The following is a 21,369-nucleotide window of genomic DNA, read 5'->3' as shown; positions in this document are numbered from 1 at the left end:
CGAACGATGCTACAACCAAAACGTACTAAGTTCCGCAAGGTTCAGACTGGTCGTAACCGTGGTCTAGCTAAAGGTACTGAAGTAAGCTTCGGCGAATTCGGTCTTAAAGCTGTTGGTCGCGGACGTATTACTGCTCGTCAAATCGAAGCGGCTCGTCGTGCTATGACACGTCACATTAAGCGTCAAGGTCAAATCTGGATTCGTATCTTCCCAGACAAACCGATTACTGAAAAACCTCTTGAAGTTCGTCAAGGTAAAGGTAAAGGTAACGTTGAGTACTGGGTAGCACAAATCCAACCTGGTAAGGTTATGTACGAAATGAATGGCGTACCAGAAGAGTTGGCACGTGAAGCGTTCCGCCTAGCGGCACGTAAACTGCCTGTTAAAACTACTTTTGTAACTAAGCAGGTGATGTAATGAAAGCACAAGATCTACGCGAAAAGAACGTTGAAGAGCTTAACGCTGAGCTATTGAATTTGCTACGCGAACAGTTCAACCTGCGCATGCAGGCTGCTACTGGTCAGCTTCAGCAAACTCATACTCTAAAAGCTGTACGCCGTGATATCGCACGTGTGAAAACTGTTTTGACTGAAAAGGCAGGCGCATAATGAGCGAAACTAACCGCATCCAGCAAGGTCGTGTAATTAGTGACAAGATGGACAAGTCTATCGTTGTTGCTATCGAACGTACTGTAAAACACCCAATTTACGGTAAATACGTTAAGCGCACGACTAAAGTACACGCACACGATGAAGACAACACTTGTGGCCTAGGCGACAAAGTTGAAATCGCTGAGTGTCGTCCACTGTCTAAGACTAAGTCTTGGACATTGGTTAAAGTTCTAGAAAAAGCGAAGATTTAATCTTTGTAATTCTATAACTTATAAGCGGCTCCAAAATATTTTTTGGGGCCGCTTGTTTTTTGTCTACCCAATTCTAAAAAAGGGTGGTACAATTCGCGTCCCTTTTAAAGAGGCAGCCCGACCCGAGAGGGTCTAGTTTTAATATTTAGCGGAGCACTAACAATGATCCAGATGCAAAGTACACTTGACGCAGCAGATAACTCTGGCGCGCGCAAGGTAATGTGTATTAAGGTTCTGGGTGGCTCTCACCGTCGTTATGCACATATCGGTGATATCATCAAAGTTACAGTTAAGGAAGCAATTCCTCGCGGTAAAGTAAAAAAAGGTGATGTTCTGAAGGCGGTTGTAGTGCGCACCCGTAAAGGCGTTCGTCGCCCAGACGGTTCTGTCATTCGCTTCGACAGTAATGCTTGTGTATTGTTAAACGACACTACTGAGCAACCAGTCGGCACACGTATCTTTGGTCCTGTGACTCGTGAACTTCGTAACGCGAAATTCATGAAAATTGTGTCACTAGCACCTGAAGTTCTGTAAGGAGCGGCAACATGGCAGCTAAAATCCGTCGTAATGACGAAGTAATCATTCTTGCTGGTAAAGATAAAGGCAAGAAAGGTAAAGTAACTAAGGTTCTGACAACTGGTAAAGTTATCGTTGAAGGTATCAACCTTGTGAAGAAGCACCAAAAGCCTCAACCGGCTCTAGGTCAGCAAGGTGGCATCGTTGAACAAGAAGCAGCAATCGATGCTTCTAACGTTGCAATCTTTAACGCGGCTACTGGTAAAGCAGACCGCATCGGTTTCCGTATCGAAGATGGTAAGAAAGTTCGTTTCTTTAAGTCTAACGGCGAAACTGTTTCTAACTAATTAGAAGTAATTTGGAGTTCTACTATGGCGAAACTGCATGATTACTACAAGTCGTCTGTAGTCGCTGAGCTTACCAAAGAGTTCGGCTACACAAGCGTCATGCAAGTCCCTAGGATTGAGAAAATCACCCTAAACATGGGCGTTGGTGAAGCAATCAACGATAAGAAACTGCTAGAAAACGCAGCAGCTGATATGGCAACGATCTCTGGTCAAAAGCCACTTATCACTAAAGCGCGTAAATCTGTTGCAGGTTTCAAAATTCGTGAAGGCTACCCAATTGGTTGTAAAGTAACCTTACGTGGCGAACGTATGTGGGAGTTCCTAGAGCGTCTTATCTCTATCGCTCTTCCACGTGTACGTGATTTCCGTGGTGTTAGCGCTAAGTCTTTTGACGGTCGCGGTAACTACAGCATGGGCGTTCGCGAGCAAATCATCTTCCCGGAAATCGACTACGATAAAGTCGATCGTGTACGCGGTCTTGATATTACTATCACGACGTCTGCTGGCACTGATTCGGAAGGCCGTGCTCTGCTGGCTGCCTTTAACTTCCCATTCCGTAAGTAAGGTGAAGGGTTACTGTTATGGCTAAACAATCAATGAAAGCACGTGAAGCTAAGCGTGCGAAGCTAGTTGCTAAATTCGCTGAAAAGCGTGCAGCACTAAAAGCTCTAATCAGCGATGTAAACGCATCTGAAGAAGATCGTTGGAACGCAGTACTTAAACTGCAAGCTCTTCCACGTGATTCAAGTGCATCACGTCAGCGCAACCGTTGTAACCAAACTGGTCGTCCACACGGTTACCTACGTAAGTTCGGTCTAAGCCGTATCAAAGTTCGTGAAGCTTGCATGAAAGGCGAGATTCCTGGACTTCGTAAGGCTAGCTGGTAATTGCCACTTAATCATTTGGAGTAAATCTTATGAGCATGCAAGATCCGATTTCGGATATGCTGACCCGCGTTCGTAACGGTCAGGCAGCAAACAAAGTTGCTGTTAAAATGCCTTCTTCAAAGCTTAAAGTTGCAATTGCTGCACTACTAAAAGCTGAAGGTTACATCACTGACTTCGCTGTAGAAGGCGAAGCAAAACCTGAGCTAGAAGTTACTCTTAAGTACTTCCAAGCTAAACCTGTAATCGAGCAAATCAAGCGCGTATCACGCCCTGGTCTACGAGTTTATAAAAATAAAGACTCGCTACCAACAGTGATGGGTGGTCTTGGTATTGCAGTTGTTTCTACTTCCAAGGGTCTTATGACTGACCGTGCTGCTCGCAAAGCAGGTCTTGGCGGTGAAATCATCTGTTACGTAGCTTAATAAGGAGTAGATTATGTCTCGTGTTGCTAAAGCACCTGTCGCTATTCCAGCTGGCGTAGAGGTGAAACTAAACGGCCAAGAAATCACTGTAAAAGGTGGTAAAGGTGAGCTTACTCGCGTTCTTAACGACGCCGTAGTTATCGCACAGGAAGAAAACAACCTAACTTTCGGTCCGAAAGAAGGTGTTGCTAACGCATGGGCACAAGCTGGTACAGCTCGCGCTCTAGTTAACAACATGGTTGTGGGTGTTACTGAGGGCTTCACTAAGAAGCTAACTCTAAAGGGTGTTGGTTACCGTGCTGCTATGAAAGGCAACTCTGTAGCTCTAACTCTTGGTTTTTCTCACCCAGTAGAGCACGCTCTACCTGAAGGTATTAAAGCTGAGTGCCCTAGCCAAACTGAGATCGTTGTAACTGGTTGTGACAAGCAACTAGTTGGTCAAGTTGCGGCTGACATTCGTTCTTACCGTGAACCTGAGCCATACAAAGGCAAAGGTGTACGTTACGCAGATGAAAATGTGCGTACTAAAGAAGCTAAGAAGAAGTAAGGTATCACTATGGATAAGAAAGCATCTCGCATCCGTCGTGCTACACGTGCACGTCGTAAGATTGCAGAACTTCGCGTTGAGCGTCTAGTAGTACACCGTACTCCTCGTCACGTATACGCACAAGTTATCGCGGCAAACGGCTCTGAGGTTATCGCAGCTGCTTCTACTGTAGAAAAAGCGATCCGTGAGCAAGTTAAGAACACTGGTAACATCGATGCAGCTAAAGCAGTAGGTAAAGCTGTTGCTGAGCGCGCTCTTGAAAAAGGCGTAACTGCTGTTGCATTTGATCGTTCTGGTTTCCAATACCACGGTCGAGTAGCGGCGCTAGCAGATTCTGCTCGCGAAGCTGGTCTGAAATTCTAAGGTAGGGTTGGAAGATGGCTAAAGAACAACAACAAGCTAATGATTTGCAAGAAAAGCTGATCGCAGTTAACCGTGTTTCTAAGACGGTTAAAGGTGGTCGAATCATGAGCTTCACTGCACTAACAGTAGTTGGTGACGGTAACGGTCGTGTAGGTTTCGGTTACGGCAAAGCTCGTGAAGTACCTGCAGCGATCCAAAAAGCAATGGAAAAAGCGCGTCGTAACATGGTTACTGTTGCGCTGAACGAAGGCACACTTCACCACCCGGTGAAAGGTCGTCATTCGGGCTCTAAAGTTTACATGCAGCCAGCTGCAGAAGGTACAGGTGTAATTGCCGGTGGTGCAATGCGTGCTGTACTTGAAGTTGCAGGTGTACACAACGTACTTTCTAAAGCATACGGTTCTACGAACCCAATCAACATCGTTCGTGCAACGATTGGTGCTCTAGTAGACGTTAAGTCACCAGAAATGGTTGCTGCTAAACGTGGTCTAACTGTTGAATCTATTTCGGAGTAAGCACACGATGGCAACTATTAAAGTAACTCAAACTAAAAGCTCAATTGGTCGCCTACCTAAGCACAAAGCGTGTCTTAAAGGTCTAGGTCTTCGTCGCATCAACCATACAGTAGAACTTGAAGATACTCCGTGCGTACGCGGTATGATCAACAAGGTTTACTACATGGTTAAGATTGAGGAGTAATCAGAATGCGTTTGAATACTCTATCACCGGCTGCTGGCTCTAAACCTTCTAAGAAGCGTGTAGGTCGTGGTATCGGTTCTGGCCTTGGTAAAACAGGTGGCCGTGGTCACAAAGGTCAAAAATCACGCTCTGGCGGTTCAGTTCGTCCAGGTTTCGAAGGCGGTCAAATGCCTCTGAAACAGCGTCTACCAAAATTCGGTTTCACTTCTCGTAAGAGCCTAGTGTCTGCTGAAGTTCGTCTAGCTGAGCTAGCGAAAGTAACTGGTGACGTAGTTGATCTGAACAGCCTAAAAGCTGCTAACGTAATCACTAAGAACATCGAATTCGTTAAGATCGTTCTTTCTGGTGAACTTAGCAAAGCTGTGACTGTTAAAGGTCTACGCGTGACTAAAGGCGCTAAAGCTGCAATCGAAGCTGCAGGCGGTAAAATCGAGGAATAATCTCGAGGAACGAGGTACAGATGGCTAAGAAACCAGGACAAGATTTTCGTAGTGCTCAGAGCGGCTTAAGTGAACTAAAGTCGCGCTTATTATTCGTAATTGGTGCACTTTTAGTATTCCGAGCAGGCTCTTTTGTGCCGATCCCTGGTATTGACGCTGCTGTACTTGCCGATTTGTTCGAACAGCAAAAAGGTACCATCGTTGAAATGTTTAACATGTTCTCCGGTGGTGCTCTTGAGCGTGCATCTATATTAGCATTGGGTATCATGCCGTATATTTCGGCATCGATCGTAGTCCAATTGTTAACTGTAGTTCATCCAGCGTTAGCGGAACTCAAGAAAGAGGGTGAAGCAGGCCGTCGTAAGATCAGCCAATATACACGCTACGGCACGCTTGTACTTGCAACATTCCAAGCTATTGGTATTGCAACGGGCTTACCAAACATGGTCGATAATCTGGTTGTTATCAACCAAACCATGTTTACGCTTATTGCTACCGTGAGTTTAGTAACTGGTACCATGTTCTTAATGTGGTTAGGTGAACAAATCACTGAGCGAGGAATCGGTAATGGTATTTCCATTCTGATTTTTGCAGGTATTGTTGCTGGATTGCCTTCTGCAATCGGTCAAACAATCGAGCAAGCGCGTCAAGGTGAATTGCATGTGCTTCTTCTGCTGTTAATTGCTGTACTGTCTTTTGCTGTAATTTACTTCGTTGTTTTCATGGAACGTGGTCAACGCCGAATCGTCGTTAACTACGCTAAGCGTCAACAAGGTCGTAAAGTATTTGCAGCACAAAGCTCGCACCTACCGTTGAAAATCAACATGGCAGGTGTTATTCCAGCAATCTTTGCATCGAGCATTATCTTGTTCCCAGGAACATTGGCTCAGTGGTTTGGTCAGAATGGTGAGAGCAGCGCGTTCGGTTGGTTAACTGACGTGTCATTGGCTCTTAGCCCAGGTCAACCTCTGTATGTAATGCTATATGCTGCAGCTATAATCTTCTTCTGTTTCTTCTATACAGCGTTGGTGTTTAACCCACGTGAAACAGCTGATAACTTGAAGAAGTCTGGTGCATTCGTACCCGGTATCCGCCCAGGTGAGCAGACAGCGAAGTATATCGATAAAGTGATGACAAGATTGACCCTAGCGGGCGCTCTATACATTACCTTTATCTGTCTGATTCCTGAATTCATGATGGTCGCGTGGAACGTACGTTTCTACTTCGGCGGTACATCACTACTAATCGTAGTTGTTGTTATCATGGATTTCATGGCACAGGTACAGACTCATCTGATGTCTCAACAGTATGATTCTGTGTTAAAGAAAGCGAATCTGAAAGGTTACGGCCGTTAATCCGGCGGTAACGTTCAGTTCCATTTACGGAGTTTAGCAATGAAAGTTCGTGCTTCCGTTAAAAAAATCTGCCGTAACTGTAAAGTTATCAAGCGTAACGGTGTCGTTCGCGTGATTTGCAGTGAGCCAAAGCATAAGCAACGCCAAGGCTAATTAGCAGAAATTTTTACTTGAAATACAAGGTAGAGTCGAGTATATTTCTCGGCCTACCTTTTGCGTGCAAAAGAAGTAGTATGCCGCAGCGTATCCATAACGGGCTTTGCTGCGGATAATTCTTTTATGAAACATTGGAGTGAATAATGGCCCGTATAGCAGGCATTAACATTCCTGATCACAAGCATTCTGTGATTGCACTTACTGCAATCTACGGTATCGGTAAAACTCGTTCTCAAGCTATCCTAGCTGAAGTGGGTATTGCTGAAGATGCTAAGATCAGTGAACTAACTGAAGAGCAGATCGATCAACTGCGTGATGGTGTAGCTAAGTACACTGTAGAAGGTGATCTACGTCGTGAAGTATCGATGAACATCAAGCGTCTTATGGACCTTGGCTGTTACCGCGGTCTTCGTCATCGTCGCAGTCTACCACTACGTGGACAGCGTACTAAAACCAACGCTCGCACCCGTAAGGGTCCGCGCAAGCCGATCAAGAAATAATCGGATAAGGTAGAGTACAATGGCAAAACAACCAACTCGCGCTCGTAAGCGCGTACGCAAGCAAGTAGCTGATGGCGTAGCGCACATCCATGCTTCTTTCAACAACACAATCGTAACTATCACTGACCGTCAAGGCAACGCTCTTGCATGGGCTACAGCAGGTGGTTCAGGTTTCCGTGGTTCTCGTAAATCTACTCCGTTCGCAGCACAAGTTGCAGCTGAGCGTTGTGGTGAAATGGCTAAAGAATATGGCCTAAAGAACTTGGAAGTTATGGTTAAGGGTCCAGGTCCAGGTCGTGAATCTACTGTTCGCGCACTGAACGCTGCTGGTTTCCGTATCACAAACATTGTTGATGCGACTCCAATCCCTCATAACGGTTGTCGTCCACCTAAGAAACGTCGCGTTTAATTCGTTTCTAGGATAATTGGAGAAAGATCATGGCAAGATATTTGGGTCCTAAGCTGAAGCTTAGCCGTCGTGAAGGCACTGACTTATTTCTTAAGTCTGGTGTTCGCGCGATCGATACCAAGTGTAAAATTGATAACGCACCAGGTGTACACGGCGCTCGTCGCGGTCGTCTATCTGAGTATGGTGTTCAGCTTCGTGAGAAGCAAAAAGTTCGTCGTATCTACGGCGTTCTAGAAAAACAATTCCGTAACTACTACAAAGAAGCTGCACGTCTTAAAGGCAACACAGGTGAAAACCTACTTCAGCTTCTTGAAGGTCGTCTTGATAACGTAGTTTACCGCATGGGCTTTGGTGCAACTCGCGCTGAATCTCGTCAGCTAGTTAGCCACAAAGCTATCCTAGTTAACGGTAAAGTTGTAAACGTTCCTTCTTTCAAAGTAGCGGCTAATGACGTTGTTTCTATCCGCGAGAAAGCTAAACAGCAATCTCGTATTAAAGCGGCTCTAGAAGTTGCTGAACAACGTGAAAAACCAACTTGGATTGAAGTAGATGCTGGCAAAATGGAAGGTACATTCAAGCGTATGCCTGAGCGTTCTGACCTATCAGCTGACATCAACGAACACTTGATCGTCGAACTTTACTCTAAGTAAGGTTAAAAAAAGAGAGGACACAATGCAGGGTTCTGTAACAGAATTTCTTAAGCCGCGTCTTGTTGACATTGAACAGATCAATACGACACACGCAAAAGTAACTCTTGAGCCATTAGAGCGCGGTTTCGGCCACACTCTAGGTAATGCTCTTCGCCGCATTCTTCTATCTTCTATGCCGGGTTGTGCCGTAACAGAAGTTGAAATCGAAGGTGTGCTACACGAATACAGCACTAAAGAAGGCGTTCAGGAAGATATCCTTGAAATCCTTCTAAACCTAAAAGGTTTGGCTGTACGCGTTGCTGAAGGCAAAGATGAAGTGTTTATTACACTGAACAAATCAGGCTCAGGCCCTGTTGTTGCAGGTGACATCACCCACGATGGTGATGTAGAGATCGCTAACCCTGAGCACGTAATTTGTCACCTAACGGATGACAACGCTGAGATCGCTATGCGTATCAAAGTAGAACGTGGTCGTGGTTACGTTCCAGCTTCAGCTCGTATCCATACTGAAGAAGATGAGCGTCCAATCGGTCGTCTACTAGTTGACGCTACTTACAGCCCGGTTGATAAAATCGCTTACGCTGTAGAAGCGGCACGTGTAGAGCAACGTACTGACTTAGACAAGCTTGTTATCGATATGGAAACGAACGGTACTCTAGAACCTGAGGAAGCAATCCGTCGCGCAGCTACTATCCTAGCTGAACAACTGGATGCGTTCGTAGATCTACGTGATGTACGTGTACCTGAGGAGAAGGAAGAGAAGCCAGAATTCGATCCTATCCTACTACGTCCTGTAGACGATCTTGAACTAACAGTTCGCTCTGCTAACTGTTTGAAAGCAGAAGCGATTCACTACATCGGTGATCTTGTACAGCGCACTGAGGTTGAGCTACTTAAAACGCCAAACCTTGGTAAGAAATCTCTTACAGAGATTAAAGATGTGCTTGCTTCACGTGGTCTATCTCTAGGCATGCGTCTAGAAAACTGGCCACCAGCGTCAATCGCTGAAGATTAATCGAAAAAGTTAGAAGGATTAGGTCATGCGCCATCGTAAGAGTGGTCGTCAACTCAACCGCAACAGCAGTCATCGCAAAGCGATGTTCAGCAACATGGCTAGCTCTCTTGTTCGTCACGAAGTTATCAAAACTACCGTGCCAAAAGCAAAAGAACTACGTCGCGTAATTGAGCCGTTGATTACCCTAGCTAAGACAGACAGTGTTGCTAACCGTCGTCTTGCATTCGCACGCACTCGTGATAACGAAGTTGTTGCAAAACTATTTAATGAACTAGGCCCGCGTTTCGCGGCTCGCCAAGGTGGTTACACTCGCATTCTTAAATGTGGTTTCCGTACTGGTGATAAAGCTCCAATGGCATACATTGAGCTTGTAGACCGCCCAGCTGCTGAAGAAGCTGCTGAGTAATCTATACTAGATTGTTAATCCAAAAAGCCGAGCCTAGCTCGGCTTTTTTGTATCTGTTGTTTTTCAATCCTGCATCATAATACTTGGCACTTTCTCTTACCTCGATAACGCTCCTTTCTCAAAATATCTCGCATCTCGTATCAAAGTTTCTAACACCCACAAAAAAAGAGCACCGAAGTGCCCTTAATTCAAACTATCTTAACTTGTGGTTATTTGAAGGATTAACTCCAAATCGCTGATAATGAATCAAGTAGGCTTGAGGTTGCACCTTGAGATTGAAGCGCTTGCAGAATGATAGGTGCAAAAGTTGTGATCATCGAAGAGTCCATACCTAGACCAGAGAATGCACTTTCCACGGCACTTTGTGAATTTAGCATAGATGTAAGGCCTGTCGATTCAAGCGTTGACATGCCAGGGATTAGTGACGACAACTCTTTGTTGTCAGCACTACCGAGTGAATTTTGTGCCAGTGCTAACATAGAACCAATACCACCTAGCGCTTGGTCGTTAGTTACTGATGCTTTTTTGGCGACTGTGTCGGCCAGAGGCGTCGATTCATTTTGTTGTGACCATAAGTTAACCGCACCCATTAGTGCTGTCTGAGTTAGTTGAGAGTAGTCGGTCGTTACGGCAGAGGTTGTTGAGGCTTGGTCAGAGGTGCTTGCGCAAGAGGCTACAGCTAATGCGCTGAATACAGTGATGAGTGCTTTCTTCATTATTCTTCCTTAAGTAACAAAGTAATCGTCACTTTCACTATAAACGAAAAACGGCGATGTTGTTACATCGCCGTTGGATTAATTTAACTTTAGTTTACGCCCAGTAGATGGTTTACCGAGGCGTTTAAAATTAAAGGATAGCTAGAAGTTCTACTTCGAATACTAGAGCTGCAAATGGAGGGATAGCAGCACCTGCGCCACGCTCACCGTATGCAAGATCTTGTGGGATGTATAGTTTCCACTTAGAACCTACAGGCATCATTTGTAGAGCTTGAACCCAACCTTGGATAACGCCAGTTACTGGGAACTCAGCTGGTTGACCACGAGATACAGAGCTGTCGAATACAGTACCGTCTGTTAGCTCACCGTGGTAGTGAACACGAACTTGCTTGTCAGCCGTTGGGATTTCACCAGTACCTTCAGTGATTACTTCGTACTGTAGGCCAGACTCAAGAACAGTGACTTCTGGACGTAGAGCGTTGTCAGTTAGGAACGCTTCGCCGTCAGCTGCTGCTGCTTTAGCTGCTTCTTGACGGATTGCTTCAGCACGAGTGTGAAGCTCTTGAAGTGCTTTGTTGATTTCGTCAACTTCGATAGCTGGCATGTCGCCAGTTAGTGCAGTTGCGATACCCGCAGCGATTGCGTCAACGTTTAGGCCTTCAAGACCAGAACCAGCTAGTTGTTGGCCCATTTGTAGACCGATACCGTAGCTAGCTTTTTGCTCTACAGTTTCAAATTTTACTTCAGACATGAAAGTTACTCTTTTTGTGTCAGTACGAAAAACGTAAGAATACCAGTATTAACTGCTCGAAGAAACGGCTAGACCCTGATTCGCTCTAGCTTTCATGTACTCAAATCACAATGGCACTATTTTTATTGCATTGCTCCCGTAATGAAGGAAAAATCTATACTGTTCAAGTTTTGGTTTTTATACTGTAGTTAATTAACAGTTAGGGCGCAGTAGTATGAATCGTCGTCATAAGAAGAAACAACAAGTAGATTATTTGCAGCTGTGCAAAGATAAATTCAGTGCTATCGAATTTGGTGATGCTAAAGATAAGATCCGTGACCTATGGCAGCGCTTGCCTAAATTACATCAACGCGCATTGATGGTGCTTACGCCTGTCGTTTTGTTGTTACTGATCATTCCTTTTCCAAAAGCAGAAAAGACGAAAAACGCACCGGCAGCCAGTCGTGTTGAGCTTGAGATAAATACTGTCGGTTTAAGTGAACAACAGAGTGAACAACAGCAATCTCTAAAATCAAGTCACTGGAAAGAGTATTTGGTACAACAAGGCGATACTTTAGCGCAGGTATTTCGTAACAACCAACTGCCACTATCAGATCTTAATGCACTTGTGCGGATTGAGGGGGACGATAAACCTCTGAGTCAGATAAGAAAAGGGCAGTTGGTTCGATTTAAGCTAGCAGAGAATGGTCAGTTGGACATTCTTCAGCTTGAGAAAGGTGGAAGTTCGGTGATGTTCTTCCGCCTATCTGACGGTGGTTTTGGTCGCAGCAAATAAATAGTGAAATAGGCATATAGGAGCGATTATCTCGCTCCTTTTTTTATGCGCGGAATTGGAGCCAGCGGCAACACAATCAGTAAGATACCGATAAAGGTGAGAATATCGGGGATTTCGTTAAACCAAATCATACCGATGAGCGCGACAAAGACGAGACCTGAATATTCCGCCAGTGCAATCTGGCTAGAGTGCGCTTTTTGATATGCAGATACAGCTAGTCCATTGTAAGCCAATATCAGGGTGGCGCTTAAGGTGATATAACCAAGGTGCCCCCAAGATATCGGTGACCAAAATAGTACGCAAAGTATTAACGCAGCGGGCAGCGAGAATAGGGTTGTCCACCAAAGTGTCGTCACTACCGATTGCTCACTCGGAAGCTTGCGAACCAAGACATTGAACAGCGCCAGGGTACATGCTGTACCAAGCGCAAATACCGCCGCCCAATGAAACTGCGATGGCCTCAGTACGATGAGCGCACCGATAAATCCGGTGGTGGTGGCGACGACTTTTCCAAGTGCAGGGCGTTCGTCCAACAGCAGTATCGACAATGGCAACATCAATAATGGTGCGACGTAAAATACGGCATTGGCTGTCGCCAGTGGTAAGTGGGTAATCGCCACGACCATACACCCACTACCGATTAAGATCAGCTGGCCTCGAGCAAAGGTGATTCTTGCCTGCTTGAGTCGGCGTTGTACTCTGTTTTGCTTTAACCATAATGGCGTAATCAAAAGCAGTGACAATAGTTGGCGAAAGAAGATGTACTGCAGTGGTGGCACTTCACCATTGAGCAGTTTCACCGCCACGTCAGAGAGTGAGGCAAAAAAGTTGCCCGCAACAAGCAGCAAGATCCCAAGCGTGATGTTGGACATCAGCCCTGTAATCTCATATCGATATGCGGAATATCGTCCTCAAGGTACATCTCTGAGATCGTCACAAATCCATGACTTTGGTAAAAAGCTTCTAAATATTGTTGAGCACCGATATCAATGGTGCTATTTGGCCACAACTCATGACTGCGTTTGATGGCTTGTGCTAAGAGTTTGTGACCTAAACCAGCCCCTCGCGCCTCGGCTTTGGTTGCAATTCTACCAATACTGACGTTGTCATAAGTGGTGCCTGCAGGCAGCAAACGAGCGCAAGCGATCAGTTGACCGTCCTCATATCCCAAAAGGTGGTGCACACCGGGTTGGGTATCTTTACCATCAAGCTCTGGGTACGGGCAGGTTTGTTCGACAACAAACACGTCTACTCGCAGTTTCAGCAGTTCATACAGCTCAGTTGTGGTTAATTCGGCAAAGGTTGGGGTCGACCAAGTGATCATAATATCTTCCTATATCTGTACTTGGCGCTAATCTAGCAGCACCTTGGAGGCTATGCATTAACCATTGTTAATTCGGCTCTTGATTCTGCTTAGGCTGATCGCCGTAATACCAAGATAAGCCGCGATTTGATTGTCATTTAAGCGTTGCAGCAGATCTGGGTAGTGCTCGCAGAACAGTTGGTAGCGCTGCTCTGGCGTGTAAAGCAGCATGAAACGTTCTTTGTTCTCTTTGTGCATCAGTTGAGTTTCAAGTAACTTGAGGTACAGAGGGTTATTTGTCTCGCGCCACTCTGTCAGGGCTTGCATTGGCAGCTCAAACAGTGAGATAGGAGTGAGCGTTTCGAGTAGATAAGGAGAAGGTTGCTGCTTTATTAAACTCTCAAAGCCAATCACCCAGTCATGCTCCCAGTAGAACTCTTTGCTGTACTGTTTGCCTTCTTCCGTTAGGTAACACGCATGGCATAATCCTTCAACGATGAAGTAAAACGAATCAGGCATCTCTCCTTGATTGGTAAGAATGTGTCGTGTTGGTAACTCGAGCGGTTTTGCAATCTCAAGCAGAGATTGTATCTGGGGTGGGGTAAAGCCAAAGCTTTCTAATTGTTCTGTTAATGCGCGGTGCATGGTCACTACCTAAGCCATTTCAATGCGAAGATAATCGCACTTTCTATGGCCTAGGTATAGCGCAAGCTTAGGTCGAGTTATTGGGTTTGTGAGTTGCTATGGCGATCCAAGTAATCTTGAGCCTGTTCTTTTCCCATGTATTTACCTAGAGTCTTTACTGATACCTTCTTAAGATTTACGACGATCAAGCCATCTAAGGCGTTATTAAACGAGGGATCAACGTTGAAGCACACCAGTTTACCGTTCATTCCTAGGTATTGACGAAGTAAGACAGGTAGGCCTTTGCCTTGTTCCATGCGTGCGAGAACTTTAGAAAGTAGCGGCACACTTGCCAAAGAAGAGAGCAGGTGATTTTGCCAGAACACATGATTGCTGTTGCTCAAAGGTGATGAAGGTGAAACTAAGCTAGCCTTCTCTTTGTCGTAGTGGTGAATCGATAAAGTGGTGGCTATTAGCAGTCGTGCACTGTGACTGTAATCCACTCGACAACAGACTCACCCAAACCAAAAGGTGTATAACGTGGTAAACGAAAAGGACTATCAATCATAGTGTAGCTACCTTACTTAATTCGCTGTGGCCAAGCTGTATCGGCTTGTTGAATGTGTTGCGTGCGGCCAGAGACAAAGTCGTCTTTGACGAAGGCTGCTCACACGCAATAACCACCATACTGAGGTGCATACTTTTCAAGATTATTAACAATTAAAGTCAGATTCTTTTCACAAGAGAGGTGCTTTGTATTCGATGTGGAATGTCTTACTTCGTGCGACGGGTTGCTGGGCGTGAAATAGATAAGGGCAGTGATAAAGGTTTACAGTTGGTCGCGAAATGTGGTGCTAACTCGCACACTAGCGCTGAAATAGAGAGGTTTGGTTGTGGCGTTTATAGCCAAGGATGGGCTTGAAACTTAACTCTATTGGTGATTTACGTACGGCAAAATAAAGATTTTAAAGGAGCGGTTTACCTATATGAAAAAAGGCTGAATCGTTAAATTCAGCCTTTTGAAACATAAACTAAAGAATATTGAAAATCTTATTTAGTGAGGTCGATTTGGTAAACACCAAAGCCAACATCATCAGTCGCAACGCGTTTCATCGGGTATTGGCCTTTCTCTTTGATGAACTGTGCCGCTTTCTCGCTTGGTGATGTTTCAAAACGGATGTCTAGCTTCTTGATCGTCTCGATAGGAGCAAAAGACCAGTTATTGTCCGCTGTTGGGCTTACTTTGCCTTGCTCTTTGCTCACGCGAGAGATGTAGTTTGCTAGAACAGTACGGTTTTCGTCTGGTGCATCAAAAGCGATGTACTCAACGCCTGTGCCCGGGAACTTCGCGCTGTATGCACGGTAGTTGTTGGTTGCAATTAAGAAGTCTTGTTCCATATCGATTGGTTGACCTTGGTAAGTCAGACCTACGATACGCTCAGATTCTCGGTTAACCACTTTACAGTTCGCGTCGTATTTAGCTGGCTGTGTCACATCGATCTGGTAGTTCACACCATCGATAACATCGAAGTTGTAAGTACGGAAGTTATCCCATTCGATCAATGATTGTGGAGCCGTCGAGTTCGCGTCGATTTGGTTGAACTGACCTGCCGAACACTCCAACCACTCTTTCACTTCTTTACCTTTTACCTTCATCGCAACAAGCGTGTTCGGGTATAGGTATAGATCCGCTGCGTTACGGAAAGTCAGTTGGCCCGCCTCGACTTCAGTAAAGTTTGCTGGGTCATTCTTACGACCGCCTGCTTTAAATGGTGCTGCTGCAGAAAGTACTGGTGTGCCGTCTAGGTCTGGATCACCTTGAATAAAGCGTTCAACGTAATCTTTTTGTGCAAGGTTAACGATTTGAACCGTAGGATCGTCTTGTACCAGTGATAGGAAGCTGTACATCACGTCATCAGCTTGGCCAATTGGCTGGTTTACAAAGTCACGAGTACCTGCGTGATCTTTTTCTAGTGCCGTTACGATGCCTTCATCAGCGGCAGCCAGTGATTTCTGCTCTACTTTGTCGTAGATAGGGCGCGCTTCAGATTGGCCTTTTACGACTTCCCATTTGCCGTCTTTTTGTGCCAGCGTTAGGTCCATAATACCGACGTGGCTACCCCAACGACCTGGCATCACCGCAGCAACACCGTTCATTGTGCCGGCTTGGTTATCAACGCCTTGGATATTGTCAAAACCTTTGCCTGGGAATACGGCATGAGAGTGACCAAATGCAATCGCATCGATGCCTTCTACTTCAGATAGGTAAAGCGTTGAGTTCTCTTCGCCTGCTTTGTATGGGTCTTGAGAAACACCAGAGTGAGGGATCGCAACGATAACTTCTGCGCCTTCAGCCTTCATTTGAGGAACCAGTTCATTCGCCGTCTCTAGGATGTCGCGAGCGATAACTTTGCCTTCAAGATTTTTCTTATCCCAAGTCATGATTTGTGGTGGAACAAAACCGATGTAACCCACTTTTACTTCATGTTCTACGCCTGCAGTATCTGCAAATTTGTGCGTTTTGATAATGTATGGCGTGAAGTAGTGCTCTTTCGTTTTTGCGTCGTAAACGTTAGCACTGATGTATGGGAAATCGGCGTCGTTAATGGACTCTTCTAGGAACTCAAGGCCGTAGTTGAATTCGTGGTTACCGATGTTTGCTGCATCGTAATCTAGCTGGTTCATTGCTTTGTATGCAGGGTGAACTTCGCCTGCAACGATGCCTTTATCTGCCATGTAGTCACCCATAGGGCTACCTTGCAGCAAGTCACCGTTATCAACAAGAATGCTATTCGTTACTTCGCTTTGAGCTTCTTTAACAAGAGTTGCAGTACGCGCCAAACCGATCTTTTGCGATGGTTTGTCTTTGTAGTAGTCGTAATCCATTAGGTTAGTATGAATGTCAGTCGTTTCTACGACGCGCAGCTTGATTACTTCATCTGTGTCTGGGGTGGTTGTACAGCCAGCTAGAGTTAAACCTAGTCCGGCCAGTACCGCTAGCGATAAAGGTTTCATTGCAACTTTCATTATGGAGCTCCAAGATTGGATGGGGAGAGAATTTGTTGCGTAATGTAACAAAGTGGAGTGCAACAATGAGTACAACATGTGTTAATTCGTGATGTTGATCTTATTACTTTATGCTGTTCTGCCACTTTTGTCTCAAACCGATTAATCCATACGCAACAAGCGTTTATTAAAGGTAGTCCATTCATTTTGATAAGGAATAAAGGTGACAACGATTCCTTATCAGCTTTTCGAATAAAAAATGAAATTTTAGAATTTCCAGTAATATGAGAGGCTCGTCATAATGCTTTCATTGAGGGCGCATTGGGCTTGAGTACATCGCAAAGTATTTGTGTTGCCAGCCAATACGTCAATTCACATCACGGTGAATGAGTTAACTCTCATGCTTGGTTGAACCAAGTACGGCATCGCTTGTGATACGAGCCTTAAAGGAAGCACTGAAATGGACCAAGAACGTTTAACCCACCTAAAACAGCTTGAAGCGGAGAGTATACATATCATCCGTGAAGTAGCGGCTGAGTTTGATAACCCAGTGATGATGTACTCCATCGGTAAAGACTCTTCTGTGATGCTTCACCTAGCTCGCAAAGCGTTTTATCCGGGCAAAATCCCTTTCCCTCTTCTACACGTGGACACCGATTGGAAATTCCGCGAAATGATTGAGTTTCGTGATCGTACTGCTAAGAAGTACGGCTTTGATCTTTTGGTTCACAAGAACCCAGAAGGCTTAGCGATGGGGTGTAGCCCGTTTGTACACGGCTCATCAAAGCACACCGATATCATGAAGACTCAAGGCTTGAAGCAGGCGTTAAACAAGTATGGGTTTGATGCAGCCTTTGGTGGTGCTCGTCGTGACGAAGAGAAGTCGCGTGCGAAAGAGCGTGTTTACTCTTTCCGTGACAAAAATCATACATGGGATCCTAAAAACCAACGTCCAGAGTTATGGAAAACCTACAACGGTCAGGTAAACAAAGGCGAGAGCATCCGTGTATTCCCGCTTTCAAACTGGACTGAGTTAGATATCTGGCAATACATCTACCTAGAAAACATCGAGATTGTACCGCTTTACCTTTCAGAGAAGCGCCCAGTTGTTGAGCGTGACGGTATGCTGATTATGGTCGATGACGACCGTATGGAGCTGCAAGAGGGTGAGGTGATTGAAGAGAAGAGCGTGCGTTTCCGTACTCTTGGTTGCTACCCACTGACAGGGGCAATTGAATCTGAAGCCAATACATTAACAGGCATCATTGAAGAGATGCTGGTGGCGACATCCAGTGAGCGTCAAGGGCGAGCGATCGACCACGATCAATCGGGCTCAATGGAGCTGAAAAAGCGTCAAGGTTATTTCTAAGGATCTAAGGAAAGAAAAATGAATAGTGCAGTAGAAGCTGAATTGGCTGAACTTGGGATCGAAGGTTACCTAAGTCAGCACCAACATAAATCGATGCTTAGATTTCTGACCTGTGGTTCGGTTGATGATGGTAAGAGTACTTTGATCGGTCGCTTACTTCATGACACCCAGCAGATCTATGAAGATCAACTGGCAGCGGTTCATAACGATAGCCAACGTGTCGGTACAACGGGTGAGAAGCCTGACCTCGCGCTACTTGTTGATGGTCTGCAGGCAGAGCGTGAGCAAGGCATTACCATTGATGTGGCATACCGTTATTTTTCGACTCAAAAACGTAAGTTTATTATTGCGGATACCCCAGGGCATGAGCAGTACACACGTAACATGGCAACCGGTGCATCGACGTGTGATCTAGCGGTGATCTTGATTGATGCGCGTAAAGGCGTATTGGATCAAACTCGTCGTCACTCGTTCATCTCAAACCTACTGGGCTTGAAGCACTTTGTGGTTGCAGTTAACAAGATGGATCTTGTGGACTACTCACAAGATCGCTTTGAAGAGATTCGTGATGAATATCTTGAGTTTGCGGAAAACCTAGAAGGTGAGACTAATATTCAGATCCTACCGGTTTCAGCGTTAGAAGGTGCCAACGTTGCAGCGGCAAGTAAAGAGCTGGCTTGGTTTGAAGGCCCATCGCTACTTGAAGTGCTTGAGAACGTTGATATCGACCAGAAACGCTCAGCTGGTGAGTTCCGTTTCCCTGTTCAATACGTGAATCGTCCAAACTTAGATTTTCGCGGTTTTGCCGGCACGATTGCTTCTGGCAGCGTAAAAGTAGGCGATGAAATCAAGGCGCTTCCTTCAGGTAAAACTTCGAAAGTGGCACGCATTGTTACCTTTGATGGCGATTTAGAGTCGGCGCAGGCTGGTCTTGCTGTGACTTTGACGCTTGAGGATGAAATCGATATTAGCCGTGGTGACTTAATTGTACTTGAGAGTGCTGAAGTGGCATCGACTAACCACATTCTGGCGGACGTGGTATGGATGACGGAGCAAGCTCTGCAACCAGGTCGTGAGTACGATATCAAAATCGCTGGCAAGAAGACGGTAGGTCAAGTGACGGCCATTCGTCATCAATATGACATCAACAATCTTGCGACTCATGAAGCATCAGAGCTGCCTCTCAATGGTATCGGTCTGTGTGAGTGGTCATTGAATGAGACTGTTGCACTGGATAAGTACCGTGATAGTGCAGACACCGGTGGCTTCATTGTGATTGATCGTCTAACCAATGTCACCGTTGGTGCGGGCCTTATCCGTGAACGTTTGGATTCTGTTGAGCAAAAAGTCGGTGACTTCTCAGCGTTTGAAATCGAATTTAACGCTCTGGTTCGTAAGCACTTCCCACACTGGAATGCCAAAGATATCAGTCAATTACTTAAGTAATTAACGATGTAAAGCAATAGGCGGGAGCTTCGGCTCTCGCTATACAAGGACAGGTATATGTGGCAACAAGGATTTGTATTAGCGCTATTGCTTGGCATCGTAACTTGCCTTCTAACGACGCGTATTAAGCCGAGCTTTATTTTTGCTGGCGCGGCTTTCATTGCGTTTATGGCTGGAATGATTGATGTATCCAGTCTGGCTAGTAACTTTACTAACTCTTCACTACTCACTTTAGTGTTGCTCATTCTCGCTTCAAGTGCGTTGGAGAAAACTCGCTTAATCAGCTGGGTAAGTCGAAACATTTCAGAAGGTCGACTTGGTACAGTGGTGGCAAAGTTGGGTGTTTCCACAGCGTTACTTTCTTCATTCACTAACAATACGGCTGTTGTGGTTTCGTTGATCGGTGCGATCAAACGCAATCAGCAACATGCTCCTTCTAAGCTACTGATTCCACTTTCGTACGCGGCGATTTTGGGCGGCACTTTAACGTTGATCGGCACCTCAACTAACTTGATCATTAATAGCTTTGTTGAAGATGCAGGGCTGCCGAGTTTGAACTTCTTTACACCGACATTGATCGGTTTGGCGGTGTTAGTCGGTGGTGTGTTGATCTTGATCCCGCTGAGTTATTTCCTACCAAGTTACGATGACGGTTCGCAAGATGAATTGCCTTATTTCTTGGAGGCTCGCGTTGAACCCGGATCTCCGCTGGTGGGGCGCAGCGTAAGCGAAAATAACCTGAGAGCACTGCGTAAACTTTTTCTTGCAGAAGTGATTCGTGATGGTAAGACAACCGCATCAATCGACCCCGATTTCGTGCTACAAGCACGCGACCGATTGTTGTTTTGTGGCGATGTCGAGAGTGTTGCAACTCTGCAAGAAATTCGAGGCTTGACGCTGTTTGGACAGCACCACCTCAATGGTCAAGGTTTTGTCGAAGTTGTTGTGAGCTCTTCAGCGAGTATATGTAATAAGACATTGAAAACTAGCCAGTTCCGAGACCGTTTTGATGCGGTGGTTGTCGCGATTCGTCGTGGTCATGAACGCCTTGAGGGTGGGTTAGGAAATATCACGTTAACGGCGGGTGATACGTTGGTGTTGGTTCCGGGGAAACGCTTTGAAGAGCAGCGTCAGCAACACAGTAAAGAATTTGTGTTGATGAATGATTTAGACTCAAGTGCCAAACTGGATGCGGATAAATCAGCCTTGGTTCTATTAGGGTTTGCTGCAGTGATCGGCCTAGCACTTACTAACATGCTACCGATCATCAAAGGATTAGCGGGCTTTCTACTCTTATTGGTGGCGTTTGGAGTGGTACAACTGAGCGAGCTAAGACGTCGCTTCCCTGTTGATATTGTGGTGATCGTTGGTTCAGCATTGTCGATTGCACAATTGATGATCTCATCCGGGTTGTCAGAGCAGATGGGGCTGATGTTTATTGAAGCTTTTAATGGCTGGGGCGTGTTTGGCGCGCTGGTGGCGACCTATTTGATGACCTTAGTTTTAACTGAGTTAGTGACCAATAATGCTGCGGCCGCACTCTCTTTTCCTATCGGTTACAGCATGGCTGTGGGCTATGGTGTTGACCCTATGCCGTTTATCATGGCGGTACTGTTTGGAGCGAGTGCGAGTTTCATCTCTCCTTATGGTTATCAAACTAACCTATTGGTGTACAGCGTGGGCAACTACCACCTGAAAGATTATCTGCGTATCGGTATCCCGATCTCTATTGTTTACTCAGGGCTTGTACTCACGCTAATCCCTTACTTTTTCCCATTTTAATGCTGTTTATTTGAAGGACTAAT

The 21,369-nt window shown here is 45.6% G+C and carries 30 protein-coding genes and 1 pseudogene; 24 read left to right on the top strand and 7 right to left on the bottom strand.

Annotation, left to right across the window (positions count from 1 at the left end; all coding sequences use genetic code 11):
• The first annotated feature begins 6 nt into the window (after window positions 1–6).
• The 20 genes from rplP to rplQ all read left to right on the top strand — a co-directional run bounded on the left by rplP (window position 7) and on the right by rplQ (window position 9,574).
• Window positions 7–417 carry a 50S ribosomal protein L16 gene (rplP, locus tag AC6I7V_RS12405; protein ID WP_004398466.1) on the top strand — a complete coding sequence of 137 codons (411 nt, stop codon included), beginning with the start codon at window positions 7–9 and terminating at the stop codon, window positions 415–417.
• Window positions 417–608 carry a 50S ribosomal protein L29 gene (gene rpmC / locus AC6I7V_RS12400; protein ID WP_004736737.1) on the top strand — a complete coding sequence of 64 codons (192 nt, stop codon included), beginning with the start codon at window positions 417–419 and terminating at the stop codon, window positions 606–608. Before rplP ends, rpmC begins: the two co-directional genes overlap by 1 nt.
• Window positions 608–862: a 30S ribosomal protein S17 gene (rpsQ, locus tag AC6I7V_RS12395; RefSeq protein WP_032553331.1), complete on the top strand. Its 255-nt coding sequence runs from the start codon at window positions 608–610 to the stop codon at window positions 860–862. The genes rpmC and rpsQ overlap by 1 nt, the downstream gene beginning before the upstream one ends.
• Window positions 863–1,024: 162 nt before the next feature.
• Window positions 1,025–1,396 (top strand): 50S ribosomal protein L14, encoded by a 372-nt coding sequence (gene rplN, locus AC6I7V_RS12390; protein WP_004738793.1) that lies wholly within the window; start codon window positions 1,025–1,027, stop codon window positions 1,394–1,396.
• An 11-nt stretch (window positions 1,397–1,407) separates the two neighbouring features.
• The gene (rplX, locus tag AC6I7V_RS12385; RefSeq protein WP_032553330.1) at window positions 1,408–1,725 is read left to right on the top strand and encodes a 50S ribosomal protein L24; all 318 of its coding nucleotides are present in this window, start codon (window positions 1,408–1,410) and stop codon (window positions 1,723–1,725) included.
• A 24-nt stretch (window positions 1,726–1,749) separates the two neighbouring features.
• Window positions 1,750–2,289, top strand: a complete 540-nt coding sequence (rplE, locus tag AC6I7V_RS12380) for a 50S ribosomal protein L5 (protein ID WP_032553329.1) — start codon at window positions 1,750–1,752, stop codon at window positions 2,287–2,289.
• Window positions 2,290–2,306: 17 nt separating this feature from the next.
• On the top strand, window positions 2,307–2,612 hold the full coding sequence (gene rpsN / locus AC6I7V_RS12375; RefSeq protein ID WP_255229794.1) for a 30S ribosomal protein S14: 306 nt from the start codon (window positions 2,307–2,309) through the stop codon (window positions 2,610–2,612).
• A gap of 29 nt (window positions 2,613–2,641) precedes the next feature.
• Window positions 2,642–3,034 carry a 30S ribosomal protein S8 gene (gene rpsH, locus AC6I7V_RS12370; RefSeq protein WP_032553327.1) on the top strand — a complete coding sequence of 131 codons (393 nt, stop codon included), beginning with the start codon at window positions 2,642–2,644 and terminating at the stop codon, window positions 3,032–3,034.
• Between the two features lie 13 nt (window positions 3,035–3,047).
• The gene (gene rplF / locus AC6I7V_RS12365; RefSeq protein WP_032553326.1) at window positions 3,048–3,581 is read left to right on the top strand and encodes a 50S ribosomal protein L6; all 534 of its coding nucleotides are present in this window, start codon (window positions 3,048–3,050) and stop codon (window positions 3,579–3,581) included.
• 9 nt (window positions 3,582–3,590) lie between these two features.
• The gene (rplR, locus tag AC6I7V_RS12360) at window positions 3,591–3,944 is read left to right on the top strand and encodes a 50S ribosomal protein L18 (protein WP_032553325.1); all 354 of its coding nucleotides are present in this window, start codon (window positions 3,591–3,593) and stop codon (window positions 3,942–3,944) included.
• A 14-nt stretch (window positions 3,945–3,958) separates the two neighbouring features.
• A complete protein-coding gene (gene rpsE / locus AC6I7V_RS12355) occupies window positions 3,959–4,459 on the top strand; it encodes a 30S ribosomal protein S5 (RefSeq protein ID WP_004738783.1) in 501 nt (166 codons plus the stop codon).
• Window positions 4,460–4,466: 7 nt separating this feature from the next.
• Complete coding sequence (gene rpmD, locus AC6I7V_RS12350; protein WP_004736756.1) at window positions 4,467–4,643, top strand: 50S ribosomal protein L30; 177 nt, start codon at window positions 4,467–4,469, stop codon at window positions 4,641–4,643.
• A gap of 5 nt (window positions 4,644–4,648) precedes the next feature.
• A complete protein-coding gene (gene rplO, locus AC6I7V_RS12345; protein ID WP_032553324.1) occupies window positions 4,649–5,083 on the top strand; it encodes a 50S ribosomal protein L15 in 435 nt (144 codons plus the stop codon).
• Between the two features lie 20 nt (window positions 5,084–5,103).
• Entirely contained in the window at window positions 5,104–6,438 is a 1,335-nt protein-coding gene (secY, locus tag AC6I7V_RS12340) for a preprotein translocase subunit SecY (RefSeq protein WP_032553323.1), read from the top strand.
• Window positions 6,439–6,477: 39 nt separating this feature from the next.
• A complete protein-coding gene (rpmJ, locus tag AC6I7V_RS12335; RefSeq protein WP_000868186.1) occupies window positions 6,478–6,591 on the top strand; it encodes a 50S ribosomal protein L36 in 114 nt (37 codons plus the stop codon).
• A 146-nt stretch (window positions 6,592–6,737) separates the two neighbouring features.
• Entirely contained in the window at window positions 6,738–7,094 is a 357-nt protein-coding gene (gene rpsM, locus AC6I7V_RS12330) for a 30S ribosomal protein S13 (RefSeq protein ID WP_004738779.1), read from the top strand.
• A 19-nt stretch (window positions 7,095–7,113) separates the two neighbouring features.
• Window positions 7,114–7,503, top strand: a complete 390-nt coding sequence (gene rpsK, locus AC6I7V_RS12325) for a 30S ribosomal protein S11 (RefSeq protein WP_004738778.1) — start codon at window positions 7,114–7,116, stop codon at window positions 7,501–7,503.
• 29 nt (window positions 7,504–7,532) lie between these two features.
• A complete protein-coding gene (rpsD, locus tag AC6I7V_RS12320) occupies window positions 7,533–8,153 on the top strand; it encodes a 30S ribosomal protein S4 (RefSeq protein ID WP_032553321.1) in 621 nt (206 codons plus the stop codon).
• 22 nt (window positions 8,154–8,175) lie between these two features.
• Window positions 8,176–9,168 (top strand): DNA-directed RNA polymerase subunit alpha, encoded by a 993-nt coding sequence (locus tag AC6I7V_RS12315; RefSeq protein WP_004729813.1) that lies wholly within the window; start codon window positions 8,176–8,178, stop codon window positions 9,166–9,168.
• Between the two features lie 25 nt (window positions 9,169–9,193).
• Entirely contained in the window at window positions 9,194–9,574 is a 381-nt protein-coding gene (gene rplQ, locus AC6I7V_RS12310; protein WP_004729812.1) for a 50S ribosomal protein L17, read from the top strand.
• 221 nt (window positions 9,575–9,795) lie between these two features.
• Here rplQ and AC6I7V_RS12305 read toward each other — a convergent pair whose 3' ends face one another.
• Together AC6I7V_RS12305 and bamJ are read right to left on the bottom strand one after the other, a co-directional pair.
• Entirely contained in the window at window positions 9,796–10,290 is a 495-nt protein-coding gene (locus AC6I7V_RS12305; RefSeq protein WP_498010962.1) for a DUF2780 domain-containing protein, read from the bottom strand.
• Window positions 10,291–10,420: 130 nt separating this feature from the next.
• Window positions 10,421–11,041 carry a BamJ family beta-barrel-assembly machinery protein gene (bamJ, locus tag AC6I7V_RS12300; RefSeq protein WP_032553319.1) on the bottom strand — a complete coding sequence of 207 codons (621 nt, stop codon included), beginning with the start codon at window positions 11,039–11,041 and terminating at the stop codon, window positions 10,421–10,423.
• A 214-nt stretch (window positions 11,042–11,255) separates the two neighbouring features.
• On the opposite strand from bamJ, the gene AC6I7V_RS12295 reads away from it, so the two are divergent.
• Window positions 11,256–11,816 carry a LysM-like peptidoglycan-binding domain-containing protein gene (locus tag AC6I7V_RS12295; RefSeq protein WP_255229797.1) on the top strand — a complete coding sequence of 187 codons (561 nt, stop codon included), beginning with the start codon at window positions 11,256–11,258 and terminating at the stop codon, window positions 11,814–11,816.
• A gap of 26 nt (window positions 11,817–11,842) precedes the next feature.
• On the opposite strand, the gene AC6I7V_RS12290 is transcribed toward AC6I7V_RS12295, so the two are convergent.
• The 5 genes and pseudogenes from AC6I7V_RS12290 to AC6I7V_RS12270 form a co-directional block, all read right to left on the bottom strand.
• Window positions 11,843–12,688 (bottom strand): DMT family transporter, encoded by an 846-nt coding sequence (locus AC6I7V_RS12290; protein WP_498010961.1) that lies wholly within the window; start codon window positions 12,686–12,688, stop codon window positions 11,843–11,845.
• The gene (locus AC6I7V_RS12285; RefSeq protein ID WP_498010960.1) at window positions 12,688–13,140 is read right to left on the bottom strand and encodes a GNAT family N-acetyltransferase; all 453 of its coding nucleotides are present in this window, start codon (window positions 13,138–13,140) and stop codon (window positions 12,688–12,690) included. Before AC6I7V_RS12285 ends, AC6I7V_RS12290 begins: the two co-directional genes overlap by 1 nt.
• Window positions 13,141–13,197: 57 nt before the next feature.
• Complete coding sequence (locus AC6I7V_RS12280; protein ID WP_498010959.1) at window positions 13,198–13,764, bottom strand: Crp/Fnr family transcriptional regulator; 567 nt, start codon at window positions 13,762–13,764, stop codon at window positions 13,198–13,200.
• 77 nt (window positions 13,765–13,841) lie between these two features.
• Window positions 13,842–14,243 (bottom strand): annotated as a pseudogene (locus AC6I7V_RS12275) (hemolysin); the annotation flags it as partial.
• Between the two features lie 550 nt (window positions 14,244–14,793).
• Window positions 14,794–16,770, bottom strand: a complete 1,977-nt coding sequence (locus tag AC6I7V_RS12270; protein WP_498010958.1) for a bifunctional 2',3'-cyclic-nucleotide 2'-phosphodiesterase/3'-nucleotidase — start codon at window positions 16,768–16,770, stop codon at window positions 14,794–14,796.
• Window positions 16,771–17,209: 439 nt separating this feature from the next.
• On the opposite strand from AC6I7V_RS12270, the gene cysD reads away from it, so the two are divergent.
• Genes cysD through AC6I7V_RS12255 form a run of 3 tightly spaced genes read left to right on the top strand, consistent with a single transcriptional unit; the run spans window position 17,210 to window position 21,346 of the window.
• The gene (gene cysD, locus AC6I7V_RS12265; RefSeq protein ID WP_261882157.1) at window positions 17,210–18,118 is read left to right on the top strand and encodes a sulfate adenylyltransferase subunit CysD; all 909 of its coding nucleotides are present in this window, start codon (window positions 17,210–17,212) and stop codon (window positions 18,116–18,118) included.
• 18 nt (window positions 18,119–18,136) lie between these two features.
• Window positions 18,137–19,564, top strand: a complete 1,428-nt coding sequence (gene cysN / locus AC6I7V_RS12260; RefSeq protein WP_261882156.1) for a sulfate adenylyltransferase subunit CysN — start codon at window positions 18,137–18,139, stop codon at window positions 19,562–19,564.
• Window positions 19,565–19,621: 57 nt separating this feature from the next.
• Window positions 19,622–21,346, top strand: a complete 1,725-nt coding sequence (locus AC6I7V_RS12255) for an SLC13 family permease (RefSeq protein ID WP_498010957.1) — start codon at window positions 19,622–19,624, stop codon at window positions 21,344–21,346.
• Window positions 21,347–21,369 lie beyond the last annotated feature (23 nt).

This window comes from Vibrio sp. KUL70 (genome assembly GCF_059725515.1).
The sequence above is the reverse complement of the archived record's forward strand: the minus strand, read 5'-3'. Positions and strand labels throughout refer to the sequence as shown.